Here is a 13,753-nt window from a genome sequence, read left to right on the forward strand (position 1 = left end):
GGCTTGGCAGACAGCGGGCGGAAAGGGAGCGGATTTCTGAAATCAAGTGTAAAGTTATTAAAGAAGGCAAATTCCTTCAAAGATTCAATCAAAAAAATAATCAGGAAAATCAGAAATGATCCCATCTAACTGCATCTTTTTGAACATGCGGATTTGTTTTTTATTGTTGACGGTCCATGTATATACTTTCATCCCGTGCTTTTGGATTCGCATTTGCAGTTTCTTACTCAAAATTGTTTGCTTTGGATTCAAAAATGATGCAAACTCGGCAATCTCCTTTAATTTTTGGTCATTAATTGGGCGTTTTATCAAAACGCCCACTTGTATGTCCGGCATTAATTGATGAAACCTTTTCATGGATTCCATATCGAATGAATGAACCATTATCCTATTTTCACTTGTTGAATATTCCTGGAATTTTCCTAATTCCTCTGCAAGTTTCTGTTCAATGCCGGGATAAGCAGATGGATGTTTTAATTCGATTAAGATTCCGGCTTCAGACCCGAAATTCTCCAATACCTCACTTAGTAAAGGAATCCTTTCGTTTTTATAACGGGAATGATACCAGCTTCCTGCATCCAGTTCCTTTAATTCGGCAGCCGTGTAATCACGGATGTTCCCTTTGCCGTTCGTGGTTCGATCCAGGGTGGGATCATGATGAACCACAAGTACATCATCTTTACTAAGATGGATATCCACTTCCAGGAAATCAGCTCCCAATTCAATAGCTTTTTTATAAGATGCCATTGTATTCTCGGGGCAATATCCAGATGCACCGCGATGTCCAATTTTAAGGGGGGAATGCTGGATTATTAAGCTTTCAGGGAAATCACTCTTTGATCTTTTAGCGTAGAGAGCGAACAGGACAAGCATGGTTATCACGATAATAAGAAAAAATGCAATCATCTTTCACACTCCTATTAGGCAAAATGATTAAAATTTAGCAGGACAGACTCATTTCATAATTTTACATGTTAGCCAGGAAAAAATCATGTTTTACACAATGTTATAATCCGACTTAAAGGATTTATTGGAAAGGTATGGAATACATATAATTTAAGTATCAATAAGGAGGGAAAGCAGATGGAATTGCAGGTGAAACCGAAGTCTAAAAAATGGAAGGGGAATTTTGGTTTATATTTTTCCCTGCCCATTCTGTCTTGGGCGTTTTACGATTTTGCCAATACGATTTTTTCCTCTAATATCAATACGATTTTCTTTCCATTCTTCCTCCAGGAACAGATTGGGGAAAATGCCGTTCTTGATCAGATTGCCAGTACCTTCATCTCCTACGCAAATGCGATTTCCAGTTTATTTCTAGTTTTGTTTTCCCCGCTGTTCGGTGTCATGATCGATCGAACGGGAAAAATGAAAAAATACATTATGATTTTCACACTCATTTCTGTTGTATGTACATTTTTAATGGGGGTATTTGGAGGGGCGTCGTTCGATGGGAAGCTTCTTGGCATTCCAATTTCCTTAGCGATCGTCATTCTTTTATTTGTGATAGCAAAGTTTTTCTATCATTCGAGTCTTGTTTTCTATGATACGATGATGAGTGATTTAGGCACGAAACAGCAATTGCCGCTTATATCAGGATTTGGCGTGGCGGTAGGCTACCTTGGAACGTTAGTGGGCCTGTCCATCTATCCATTCATAAGTAAAGGGAGTTCACATGAAGCCTTTATTCCCACGGCCATTTTATTTCTGGTTTTTTCCCTTCCATTGTTCTTTTTTTTAAAAGAGTCTCCAAAACAGCAAAAAGCGAAACAACCTTTTTTATCCGGTTATAAGGAAATTAAATCCACATTTAAAGAGATGCAATCCTATCGATCGGTTTTTACATTCATGATTGCTTATTTCTTTTTAAATGATGCAATTGCGACCACTATCGGCATGATGGCCGTATATGCCAAGACTGTTGTTGGATTTTCCTCAAGCGGATTCATTTTGCTTTACTTGGTTTCGACAGTATCGAGTATTGCCGGATCGTTTCTGTTTGGATACATCACGCAGTCGAAGGGGCCGCGGCTAGCTGTGACATATGTGGGAGTTCTGCTTTTGGTTGCTTTATTTATAGCGGTCTTTGCACAAACCGCTCTATGGTTCTGGGTTGCAGGGAGTATGTTCGGCATTTCGCTAGGTTCGATGTGGGTGACATCACGGACATATATCATTGAATTGACCCCGGATGAGAAGAGGGGGCAATTTTTTGGACTATTTGCATTCTCAGGAAAAGTCTCTTCAATAATCGGTCCGCTTTTATATGGAACGATAACGTTGGTATTCCATGACCTCGGTACATTGGCGAGCAGGATGGCATTGGGCTCTTTGATCATCATGGCGGTAATAGGTCTGGTCTTTCTTTTAAAATTGAAGGGATTGGAAGAAGTGAACTAAGAAAAAAGGGAATGGAGCCGGCCTTAATGCCGTATCCATTCCCTTGCATAATCTTATACCAAAATCAAGGTGACATCGACGTTCCCGCGAGTCGCTTTTGAATAGGGGCAGGTCATATGTGCTTTTTTGGCGAAGTCTTCAGCCTCTTCCCTGCTTAGGTCGGGAATAGAAACATCCAATCTTACAGCCAATTTAAAGCCGCCGTCTTCCTCATCTTTACCGATCGTGACATTTGCCGTCACGGAAGTATCGACTTTTTTCTTTTCTTTTTGCAGAACAAGATTCAAGGCACTGTCAAAGCAAGCCGCGTAACCGGCTGCGAATAACTGTTCAGGGTTTGTGGCGCGCTCACCGGAACCTCCTAATTCCTTCGGTGATCTCACATCGAAGTCCAGAATCCCGTCCTCTGATTTAACATGTCCCTCACGACCGCCTTGTACGGTAACTGTAGCTGTATATAATGGTTTCAATGAAAACAACTCCTTTGTTTATTCTTACTATCATTAGTTCCCTCCTGTAAGTCTTGTTAAACAAAATGAAAGCGAGTTTATGGAGAGTATTGTGTGAAAATGGTTTTAAATTGGTTTTAAATTGGAAGATATTGTTTTATAATGTACTGTATTAGGAGATGTAATACACCCATTTGCAAGGAGGGTTTATGATGTTTGAGTTGGATGTTCAAAATGGAAAGCCGATATATGAGCAATTGATGGATAAGTTAAAGGAACTAATGATCAATGAAGTTTTACAGGAACATAATCAGCTCCCATCCATACGAATATTGGCTCAGGAATTGACCATCAATCCAAATACGATCCAGAAAGCGTACAAGCAGCTTGAATCTGACGGGTTTATATATACATTACCAGGCAAAGGGAATTTCGTGGCTCCTCCTAAATCCTTGAAAAATTCATTGAAAGAAGAAAAGATCAGAAACGAGCTTTCAAGGGTACTCGCTGAAGCTCTTTATATCGGAATCGATAAGCATGAGATTTATAGATTGATAAAGGAAATCAGTCCATTGGCAAAGGGGGGAGATTCTTGATTGAAATAAAACAGGTGAGTAAATTATATGAAGGAAAAGAAGCGATCAAAAACGTCTCCTTGGTCATACAAAAAGGCTCCATATTCGGGTTATTAGGTTCAAATGGGGCGGGGAAAACGACTTTATTAAAAATGCTTTCAGGCAATCTGATACAGGATGCAGGTGAAGTTCTAATTGATCGATCATATGTGTTTGAAAACCGTGAAGTGAAAAATCGTTGTTTCTTCCTTCCTGATACGCCTTATTTTCTGGCTAACTATACGATCATGCAAATGGCAGGTTTTTATAGCCATATTTATAGTGAATGGAATCAAGAACGTTTTTATCAATTACAGGAAGTATTTCCGATACCCGTCCAAAATAAAATACATAAACTATCGAAGGGTATGCAAAGACAGGTTGCTTTTTGGCTCGCACTCTCGACGATGCCGGAAGTTCTCATCCTGGATGAACCGTTTGATGGATTAGATCCGGTCATGCGTAAAAATGTGAGGCAGTTGTTGATTCAGGATGTATCGGAAAGGGATATGACGATTTTACTTTCGTCCCATAATCTCCGGGAAATTGAAGATTTAGCCGATCATGTCGGGATTTTACATGGAGGTGAGCTTGTGATCCAAAAGGATTTGAATGACTTAAAAGCGGATGTACACAAAGTGCAAATCGCCTTTAAACATAAAATTCCCCACGGTTTATACCGCGGAATTCAAATTCTAAACAAGGAAAGACGCGGCAGCGTGATCGTTTGCATCGTTAAAGGTAAAGAATCCATGATTAAATCGCACTTTAATCAGTTTCAGCCAGAAATATTAGATATTCTCCCCCTTACTCTAGAGGAGATATTCATTTATGAAATGGGGGATATAGGTTATGTCATCCAGAATAACCTGGTTTAATAGAGAATTGATTATCTATATTTTCAGAAGCACTGGCTGGATTGGTTTCCTGTATCTCGTCGGCCTCATATTTGCGCTGCCTTTGGAAATGTTAGCGATTATCTTGAATGAGAATAATGAATATGTGGAATTCGAAAACCTTTTTTCCTGTCAGCAAATGATACAGTTTGTCTTGGTCATCGTTATTCCAGTATTACTTGCCATCTTCCTTTTTCGGTTTTTACAAATGAAACAAGCCTCTGACTTTATTCATAGTTTACCGATTACTAGACGCAGCATCTACATTCATATGATTGGGACGGGAATTGGCTTCTTGGGTTTGCCGATATTACTTACAGGTTTAATTTTGATATTATTCCACTCGGCAATTGATATAGAAACGCTATATACCATGCCTGATATATGGTCTTGGATGGGGAATACATTTATTTTGGAAGCTTTGATCTTTTCTGTTGCCGTTTTAATTGGAATGGTGACGGGATTATCAGCCTTTCAAGGACTGCTGACCTATATTTTTCTTGCTTTGCCGGTGGGGCTGTTTGTATTGTTTTCAGCCAATGTGAAGTTTTTGATAGCAGGATTTTCTGCAGATTATTATCTAAGCTCCAATATGAATGGCATCTCCCCCTTATTAGCAGCAACGGAGATGGAAAAAATATACTTTTTCTCTATTAATACTTTAATTTATAGTATATTAACCTTACTTTTTCTGATTAGTTCTCTTTTTCTCTATGAGAGGAGAAAGCTGGAGCATGTATCGCAGGCATTTGTTTATCCGAAGATTAAGCCATTATTTAAATTCGGCCTGACATTATGCATGATGCTGTTTACAGGGCTGTATTTTAGCGAAACGACAGGCCAGCCAGGGTGGATTTTCTTCGGATATACCGTCGGTTCTTTGCTTGGATATTATTTAGGGGAAATGGTCCTGCAAAAGACTTGGCGAATACGGGTCAACCTGAAAGGTTATGCAGCATTTATAGTGGCCATCATTGTGCTGGCACTCATTATAAAAATAGATCCCCTTCATTATAAGGCCAAGATTCCTGATGAAAAGATGATTAGCCAAATTTATATTGGCAATTCTCCTTTATTTTTTGAAGATGGTGACACATCGGATAACGCTTCAAATTATCTTAAAGAGAAGGAAAATATTGAGGCGATCAGGTTATTGCATCAGGAAATAATCGATAAGGGTAAAAAGGTTTCCATAGGTGAATTGAATGATGGACAATCCGTATTCCTGATGTATGAACTCAAGAATGGAAAACGGTTAGCGAGGGAGTATCATTTGCAAAACTACGACTCATACAAGCCGCTATTGGCGAAAATTTATGAGTCGAATGAATATAAAAAAATGGTTAATGAGTTATTGAATGTTACTGCTGGAGACGTATCAAAAATCAAGATAACGGCGAGCGGACAAGTGGACAAATCAATAACGATCACGGACGGTCAACAGCTGGAAGCAGCCGTAAAGGCATTGTCGGAGGATCTGAATAATCAATCGTTCGACCAAATGACATCTTCTTTTGGTGATTATGCCTCCATCGACATTCTCTTGCATAATGACAAAACCATTTATATGAATTGGGACTCTTCATATACTCAGTTTTCAAAATGGATGGAAAGTACAGGACAATCGGAAAAAGCAAGGTTAATGGTTGATGATGTCTCTTATATACTGGTTGCGAAGACCGATTCAAAAGTTTATCATTCGTATTCTGAAAGTGAAATCGCACAGCAGATTGAACAACAGCCAAACCGCTTGAAAATTAAGACCGCTTCGGAAATCGAGACGGCCATTGATAATGCCCAAATCGATTGGGGCGGGGAGTACTCAGCTGTCTTTTATTATAAAGAAAGCAGAGATGTGGACATCAAGAGTTTTTCTGGCGAACATGTTCCCGGCTTCATTTTGGATCATTTTAATGAAAGATAACGTGAATATGCCGCTTGTACAAATAAATTAAAGGATGCCGCCCAATCTGGGCGGCATCCTTTTTCCATTGCCTATCAATATGTTTGTGTATCTATGCTTTAGAGTTTTACGACGTTTTTAGCTTGAGGTCCGCGGTTTCCTTCTTCGATTTCAAATTCAACCTCTTGACCTTCATCAAGGCTCTTGAAACCTTCTCCTTGAATGGCGGAAAAATGTACGAAAACATCGTCTTCGTTTGGTACTTCGATAAATCCAAATCCTTTGTCACTATTGAACCATTTCACTTTACCTGTTACTGTCATTCGATGAATCCTCCTAAAAAGTTAAAAAATATTAATGGTGATGATTTTACCGTGATGGAAAAATCAATTTCACACATTATCCAGCACCCTCATTCAAGTTAAAATTATCATACGAAGATGCTTGATAAAATGTGAAAGCCTACAGGAAAAATTAACCCACTCCTTTGGGGCAATTTCCATTTTTTTAGTATATACCCACCTTTATAAAGGATAAAACAAATGGAATTAATTTATACATTCCCATTTAGGAAAATATTATTAGACAGGTTTTATACGGGGAAGCCTAACGGTATTGTCGCACAGGAGTTTCCGTTTCCTGGATTGAAATTTGACGGGGCCAATTGGAAAAGCCTTTAGAGTTGAGATTAGGAAAACAATTTGGCATTAAAGTTTTTCACGAAAATAATCGGGTATAGGATAAGAAAGAAAGGACTGATGAATCATGAAGAAATTATTAAAAAGGGCCCTCATTTTTGCTGCTCCAATCATATTCAAGGAAGTAAAAAAACGCTGGAAAAACAAGCGGAATCAAAAAGCGATTAAACCTGCAAGGTAATAAGTTAAACCATGAATAAATGAACGGTAACCATATGGATTAGATAAGGGGCGCTGATTAAGCGTCTTTTGTTTTGCCATTTGAACAAATCCCCTAATGGTGATGCATTCACCTCTACATCTTTCCTTCATATCGTGTTAAAATAGAAAGGTTGATTGAAAATGAATGATGAGTAGCCAATGCTTAAGCCTTATGATATATTTCTTCTTACATATATTGTGTATGATCAGGATTTTTGCATACAAAGAAAGGTTGCCATTCCAATGTAAAAAATACAGTAAACCTCTATAAATTTTTTTATTGATGACTCCAATAATGAAAGGAACATATTATGACTAATTTAAAAGACGAGGTTCAATCCCGACGGACCTTCGCAATCATCTCTCACCCGGATGCCGGGAAAACGACTTTGACAGAAAAATTATTGCTGTTTGGCGGCGCGATCCGAGATGCCGGAACAGTTAAAGCTAGAAAAACAGGGAAGTATGCAACAAGTGACTGGATGGAGATTGAAAAGCAACGGGGAATTTCCGTTACATCTTCAGTCATGCAATTCGATTATGATGATTTTCGTGTCAATATTCTCGATACACCAGGCCACCAAGATTTCAGTGAAGACACATATCGTACACTGATGGCTGTTGATAGCGCCGTGATGATCATCGACTCGGCAAAAGGTATCGAGGATCAGACGGTTAAATTATTCAAAGTATGCCGGATGAGGGGTATCCCGATTTTCACTTTTATCAATAAAATGGACCGACAAGGTAAAACGCCGCTAGAATTGCTTGCCGAACTCGAAGAGGTATTAGGTATAGAAACATATCCAATGAATTGGCCGATTGGGATGGGAAAAGACTTCGTGGGCATTTACGACAGGTTCAATAATCGGATTGAACAGTTCAAAACGGAAGGGGAAGAGCGTTTCCTTCCATTGAATGACGAAGGTGAACTCGAAGTGGATCATAAACTTAAGGATTCCCAGTTATATGAGCAAACTTTGGAAGAAATCATGCTGTTGACGGAAGCAGGTAACCAATTCTCTGAAGAAAACATTGCGACTGGAAAACTTAGTCCCGTATTTTTCGGGAGTGCTTTAACGACGTTCGGTGTTCAGACGTTTTTGGATGCTTATCTGAAATTTGCACCAGCTCCACAAGCGCGGATGACAACGTCAGGTGAAATGGACCCTGTCAGTAATGATTTTTCCGGTTTCATTTTCAAGATCCAGGCGAATATGAACCCAAAACACCGTGACCGGATCGCTTTCCTTCGCATTTGCTCCGGTAAATTCGAACGTGGGATGAGCGTCAACCTGAGCAGGACAGGAAAACCAATCAACCTTTCTTCTTCTACTCAATTCATGGCTGATGATCGGAACACCGTAAATGAAGCGGTAAGCGGAGATATCATCGGTTTATATGACACCGGTAACTACCAAATTGGCGATACAATTACAACAAGCAAAGACATGTTTCAGTTTGAAAGGCTGCCTCAGTTTACACCGGAACTATTCATGAGGGTAACAGCTAAAAACGTCATGAAACAGAAACATTTCCATAAAGGAATTAACCAACTTGTACAAGAAGGGGCAATTCAGCTCTTCAAAACGGTTCGGATGGAAGAATATCTGCTTGGAGCGGTTGGGCAACTTCAATTCGAAGTATTCGAGCATCGTATGAGGAACGAGTACAATGTTGAAGTCGTGATGGAGCGCATGGGCAGCAAGATTACACGCTGGGCTGAAGATGAAAAGCTTGATGAAAATCTTCATAGCTCAAGAAGCATTCTTGTTAAAGACCGGTTTGATAAATATGCATTCTTATTTGAAAATGAGTTTGCACTTCGTTGGTTCCAAGATAAAAATCCTGATGTGGAATTATATAATCCAATGGATTTGAAATAATGAAGAAGCCCGTGTTATATACACGGGCTTTCAGACTGTAGACAAACTCGATGAAAATCGAGTTAAGTCTACAGTTTTTTTTTGGCTTGTACAAATTTGGACGTTGATTTCCACTTCAGGCACTCGCTTTCCGCGGGCGGTCCGGGAGCCTCCTCGGCGCACTTGCGCCTGTGGGGTCTCCCTTGGACTCGCTATTCCCGCAGGAGTCTCGTACCTTCCGTTCCAATCTACTTTGTCTTAAATTTTAGATAGAACCTCATTTGTCTACAGTTTTTTTTGGTGTGCAAAAACTCGGACGTTGATTTCCACTTCAGGCACTCGCTTTCCGCGGGCGGTCCGGGAGCCTCCTCGACGCCTTTGCGTCTGTTGGGTCTCCCATGGACGCGTTTTTCCCGCAGGAGTCTCGCACCTTCCGTTCCAATCTACTTTGTCTTAAATTTTAGATAGAACCTCATTTATCTACAGTTTTTTTTGGTGTGCAAAAACTCGAACGTTGATTTCCACTACAGGCACTCGCTTTCCGCGGGCAGTCCGGGAGCCTCCTCGACGCCTTTGCGTCTGTTGGGTCTCCCTTGGACTCGCTATTCCCGCAGGAGTCTCGCACCTTCCGTTCCAATCTACTTTGTCTTAAATTTTAGATAGAACCTCATTTGTCTACAGTTTTTTTTGGTGTGCAAAAACTCGAACGTTGATTTCCACTTCAGGCACTCGCTTTCCGCGGGCGGTCCGGGAGCCTCCTCGGCGCACTTGCGCCTGTGGGGTCTCCCTTGGACGCGTTTTCCCCGCAGGAGTCTCGCACCTTCCGTTCCAATCTACTTTGTCTTAAATTTTAGATACAACCTCATTTGTCTACAGTTTTTTTTGGTGTGCAAAAACTCGAACGTTGATTTCCACTACAGGCACTCGCTTACCTTACGGGTGAACTTATATACAGCGAATGAATAGTGCCGAAAGCCTCCTGATGGCCTCAGCAGACTTTTCTCGTGGGAATGTGGGGTAATTTATTCAATTAAAGAAGAAGCTCTGCTCAGGAAAACAGGCTACATAGTCCTGATCGATCATTATGAGAAAAAACTGTTTCATTATTTTGTAAAGATCAATGAGACAATTAAGGCATTGCAATTAGCCCAATAATTATCGAATCACATAAAAGTCATTATTATGGGATTAATTTACAAATATATCTATCGGAAGGAGCTTGGTAATGGTTTGCGTTGTATCAGTGGAGAGAAGCATCACTGATAAAATCGAATTATACTAAAATATTCCTTTGACAATCTCCTGAAACTACTATATATTTAGCTAGTACTTTAGTGCTTAAAAGCGTTTCAGTAATTGTGAGGAGTGAAAAGGTCCTAGCCTTACCTCAGAGAATATACAACATTGAAAGCGGGGAAATACATCATGCGTCTTGAAGATGCAAAGCTAAAACTCTCCTTACTTGAAGCAATTGGGGTTTTGGCCATTCTATTCTTAATCATTGCAACTGGAATCATACATTATGGACTTGCCCCCCATATTCCAATAATAGCGGCAATCCTTTTCTTATTTGTTTATGGGAAGATCAAGAAGCTGCCATTTTCAATTATGGAGGCGGCTATAGTCAAAGGTGCAGGTACTGGTATGGGAGCCATTTATATATTCTTTTTCATTGGAATGCTGATTTCCATCTGGATGGCAAGCGGGACGATCCCTACCATCATGTACTATGGGTTTGACTGGATTTCTGGTGAATATTTCTATGCGATCACATTTCTGGTGTGTTCGCTAATTGGGCTCTGTATCGGGAGTTCACTTACAACATCAGCCACTATCGGCGTTGCTTTAATAGGTATGGCGGCGGCGATGGATTTATCGTTGGCGATTACAGCCGGTGCAATCATTTCCGGTGCATTTCTTGGGGATAAAATGTCTCCATTATCCGACTCTACCAACCTTGCATCGGGAACGGTTGGAGCACCATTATTTGAACATATTAATAATATGCTTTGGACTACGATTCCAGGTTTTTTAATATCGCTTATCATTTTTTACTTCCTTTCACCGAATGTCAAAGTTGCTCGTGTTGAGGAAATCGAAGCCATGACCAAAGCCCTGGAAATGGAAACGAATATAAGCATATGGAGTTTGATTCCGTTTGTCATCGTTCTAATCATGGCTTTGAAAAAGGTGTCAGCCATTCCGACATTGTCGGCAGGAATCATTTCGGCAGCCATCATCGCTTTCATTCAAACGCCTAATTTGACGGTAGCAAAACTGGCGGATATTTTATACGGCGGATTTGTCCTCAAGAGTGGAGTGGATCAACTTGACTCAATCTTATCACGGGGCGGCATTGAAAGTATGATGTTCTCCGTTTCGATGGTGTTGTTGGCATTGGCCATGGGCGGACTATTGTTCGAATTGGGGGTCATCCCTTCTATTTTAAAAGCAATCCAGGATTCATTGACGAGTGTAGCGAAAGTGATTTCCGCTACTGTATTTGCAGGAATCAGCGTGAACTTCCTGGTGGGTGAACAGTATTTGTCAGTTATACTGCCTGGGAAAGCCTTTCAGCAGAAATATGAAGATTTAGGCTTGCAGCCCAAAACGCTTGCGAGGGTACTTGAAGATGCGGGAACAGTTGTGAATCCTCTGGTTCCTTGGGGTGTCTGCGGTGTATTCCTGACACAGGTATTGGGTGTTTCAACCCTTGAATATGCCCCTTTTGCATTCTTCTGCCTGCTTTGTCCTTTGCTCAGTCTGATTTCTGGCTTTACGAAAATCGGTATCCATTATAAATGAAAAAAACAGGCGGTCGGTTTTGACTGCCTGTTTTTTTATGTGAACTTACATAGCCTTATAGAGAAGGGAACCCCCTGACATGAACAGAAATGTCAGGGGGTATTTGATTGATTATTTTGAAGACGCGATCTCATCTTTTGGGATGGACACGACCTTTTCTTTCTGTTCAAGCAAGTTCATTCGCATGACGACATTTTGGAATATGCCCATTGAAAGCATGAGCAGCAGTAAGGAAGATCCTCCATAACTGATGAATGGAAGGGTGATCCCTGTGATAGGGATAAGTCCAGTCACTCCGCCAACGTTGATGCCGACTTGAATGCCGATCATGGATGAGATGCCGATCAATAAAAGGCTTCCAAATGGATCCTTGCATTTTGCTGAAAGTACAAATCCCCTTAAAACGATAAAACCTAGTGTCAATAGAACGAACCCCACTCCGAATATTCCGAGCTCTTCCGCAATGACAGACATGATGAAATCAGTATGCGATTCAGGCAGGTACCCGTATTTTTGTACACTGTCACCAAGTCCCACTCCAGTAAGGCCGCCGGATCCTATTGCGAATAAGGAATTCACGAGTTGATATCCGCTTTCTCCTGCCTTTCCGAAAGGGTCTGCAAACCCCGTAAAACGAGACATCTTATTTTCAGAAAGAACGGCTGAGAAATTTCCTGTCACGAGTACCCCTAATGCAAAAATGGCAACGAATATCGCAGTGATCAAAGAGAGTTTGAATATACTCTTAAAAGACATCCCGGATGAAATGATCATGGTACTTGAAATCAGGAAAATGACCGCTGCCGTTCCATAGTCAGGCTGTATTCCGATTAAAAAGCAGATGAATACCAGAAAGAAAATCGGCGGGATGACGGCTTTATCAATACTATTGATTCGATCTTGCCTTTTTCCGTAAATGGCTGCCAGATAAATGATTATGGCTAACTTGGAAAATTCAGCGGGTTGGATCGATTTTGTCCCTAATTTGAACCAGCTTGTGGCATTTCCTGCTGTATGGCCGAAGATAAAGAGCAGCAAAAGGATACCGGCCATTCCAAACATCATAGACATCAAGAACATTTTGTTTTTGTACATCTTATAAGGAAGGATCATCGTGACGATCATTGCCACGAATGAAATGAGAAAAGCCGTTTTTTGCTTCTCAAAGAAGTAATCCATGGGCCAGCCGTATCGAGCGACAGCAGTGATCATGCTCGAACTGTAAATCATGACTAAACCAAACAAACAGAGTAATACGACAGCGATGAAAATAGGGAAGTCGTATGCTTTAATTATTCTTTTCACTTGTGCGCTCACCTCAAATATGTATGCGCGAAAAAATCGCCTTCTTATATAGTAACGGAAAATCGGTTATATAGATAATAATTTTTATTCGATAATATGAATTTATCCTCCATAAACCAATATTAAACACTAAAACCGAGAAACTTGGTCTGCTGGATTTCCTTTTTGCTTATAGCCGAATTCGGATTCCTATACATTACCTTCGATAGTAAACGTGAATACTCCTTTTAATAACGGGAAAATTTTTACTATATATTCCATTTGGTGGTGCTGTTATGTCTGGAAGATTACTATTTAAGGTTAAAACTTGATGTGATGCAGTGGATACTGAAAACGAATTTGTTAGAGTAACTCATCTTAAGAGGTATACTTATTTTAGCACCGGTTATGTGGCACGGAATCGGGCAGGGATTTTATGAAGAGAGGGAACCCGTTATGAACTTGGTTCCAATCGATTATATTATACAGGCTGCTGCGTCTCTGGCATTATATAAAGAGGGTTGACGCGAAAAACCTCGTATGTTTAGTGAATTAGGGAAGGTCTACCTCCTTGGTCGATCTTAATTAAAAGCATAAATATGATAGGAAGTACCAATGAAAATAAGGTAAAGCAAGGG

10 protein-coding genes are annotated in these 13,753 nt (G+C 40.3%); 6 read left to right on the top strand and 4 right to left on the bottom strand.

Annotation, left to right across the window (positions count from 1 at the left end; translation table 11 throughout):
* Window positions 1–84: 84 nt before the first annotated feature.
* Window positions 85–906, bottom strand: coding sequence for a glycerophosphodiester phosphodiesterase (locus ABOA58_RS07650; protein ID WP_350301851.1), 822 nt, complete (start codon window positions 904–906; stop codon window positions 85–87).
* A 177-nt stretch (window positions 907–1,083) separates the two neighbouring features.
* Between ABOA58_RS07650 and ABOA58_RS07655 the strand changes: the two genes are divergently transcribed.
* The gene (locus ABOA58_RS07655) at window positions 1,084–2,400 is read left to right on the top strand and encodes an MFS transporter (RefSeq protein WP_350301852.1); all 1,317 of its coding nucleotides are present in this window, start codon (window positions 1,084–1,086) and stop codon (window positions 2,398–2,400) included.
* Between the two features lie 53 nt (window positions 2,401–2,453).
* Here ABOA58_RS07655 and ABOA58_RS07660 read toward each other — a convergent pair whose 3' ends face one another.
* Complete coding sequence (locus ABOA58_RS07660) at window positions 2,454–2,870, bottom strand: organic hydroperoxide resistance protein (RefSeq protein WP_137018930.1); 417 nt, start codon at window positions 2,868–2,870, stop codon at window positions 2,454–2,456.
* Window positions 2,871–3,061: 191 nt separating this feature from the next.
* Between ABOA58_RS07660 and ABOA58_RS07665 the strand changes: the two genes are divergently transcribed.
* From ABOA58_RS07665 to ABOA58_RS07675, 3 genes are read left to right on the top strand one after another with little or no spacing between them, the layout of a single operon-like run.
* Window positions 3,062–3,445 (top strand): GntR family transcriptional regulator, encoded by a 384-nt coding sequence (locus ABOA58_RS07665; protein WP_101224476.1) that lies wholly within the window; start codon window positions 3,062–3,064, stop codon window positions 3,443–3,445.
* On the top strand, window positions 3,442–4,341 hold the full coding sequence (locus ABOA58_RS07670) for an ABC transporter ATP-binding protein (protein WP_350301854.1): 900 nt from the start codon (window positions 3,442–3,444) through the stop codon (window positions 4,339–4,341). Before ABOA58_RS07665 ends, ABOA58_RS07670 begins: the two co-directional genes overlap by 4 nt.
* Window positions 4,316–6,283, top strand: a complete 1,968-nt coding sequence (locus ABOA58_RS07675; protein WP_350301855.1) for a DUF6449 domain-containing protein — start codon at window positions 4,316–4,318, stop codon at window positions 6,281–6,283. Before ABOA58_RS07670 ends, ABOA58_RS07675 begins: the two co-directional genes overlap by 26 nt.
* Before the next feature lie 98 nt (window positions 6,284–6,381).
* Here the strand turns inward: ABOA58_RS07675 and ABOA58_RS07680 are convergent, their stop codons facing one another.
* Window positions 6,382–6,585 carry a cold-shock protein gene (locus tag ABOA58_RS07680; protein WP_061462203.1) on the bottom strand — a complete coding sequence of 68 codons (204 nt, stop codon included), beginning with the start codon at window positions 6,583–6,585 and terminating at the stop codon, window positions 6,382–6,384.
* A gap of 887 nt (window positions 6,586–7,472) precedes the next feature.
* On the opposite strand from ABOA58_RS07680, the gene ABOA58_RS07685 reads away from it, so the two are divergent.
* Both ABOA58_RS07685 and nhaC read left to right on the top strand, forming a co-directional pair.
* The gene (locus tag ABOA58_RS07685) at window positions 7,473–9,047 is read left to right on the top strand and encodes a peptide chain release factor 3 (protein WP_350301856.1); all 1,575 of its coding nucleotides are present in this window, start codon (window positions 7,473–7,475) and stop codon (window positions 9,045–9,047) included.
* Window positions 9,048–10,451: 1,404 nt separating this feature from the next.
* On the top strand, window positions 10,452–11,831 hold the full coding sequence (nhaC, locus tag ABOA58_RS07690) for a Na+/H+ antiporter NhaC (RefSeq protein ID WP_350301857.1): 1,380 nt from the start codon (window positions 10,452–10,454) through the stop codon (window positions 11,829–11,831).
* A gap of 111 nt (window positions 11,832–11,942) precedes the next feature.
* Here nhaC and ABOA58_RS07695 read toward each other — a convergent pair whose 3' ends face one another.
* Window positions 11,943–13,136 (bottom strand): FtsW/RodA/SpoVE family cell cycle protein, encoded by a 1,194-nt coding sequence (locus tag ABOA58_RS07695; RefSeq protein ID WP_350301858.1) that lies wholly within the window; start codon window positions 13,134–13,136, stop codon window positions 11,943–11,945.
* Window positions 13,137–13,753: the final 617 nt, after the last annotated feature.

This window comes from Peribacillus frigoritolerans, assembly GCF_040250305.1.
In the GTDB taxonomy this organism is placed as follows: Bacteria; Bacillota; Bacilli; order Bacillales; family DSM-1321; genus Peribacillus.

Coding starts and splice junctions, on each gene's coding strand:
- ABOA58_RS07650 (WP_350301851.1), bottom strand. CDS start 906: ATGATTGCATTTTTTCTTATTATCGTGATAACCATGCTTGTCCTGTTC.
- ABOA58_RS07655 (WP_350301852.1), top strand. CDS start 1,084: ATGGAATTGCAGGTGAAACCGAAGTCTAAAAAATGGAAGGGGAATTTT.
- ABOA58_RS07665 (WP_101224476.1), top strand. CDS start 3,062: ATGTTTGAGTTGGATGTTCAAAATGGAAAGCCGATATATGAGCAATTG.
- ABOA58_RS07675 (WP_350301855.1), top strand. CDS start 4,316: ATGTCATCCAGAATAACCTGGTTTAATAGAGAATTGATTATCTATATT.
- ABOA58_RS07680 (WP_061462203.1), bottom strand. CDS start 6,585: ATGACAGTAACAGGTAAAGTGAAATGGTTCAATAGTGACAAAGGATTT.
- ABOA58_RS07685 (WP_350301856.1), top strand. CDS start 7,473: ATGACTAATTTAAAAGACGAGGTTCAATCCCGACGGACCTTCGCAATC.
- nhaC (WP_350301857.1), top strand. CDS start 10,452: ATGCGTCTTGAAGATGCAAAGCTAAAACTCTCCTTACTTGAAGCAATT.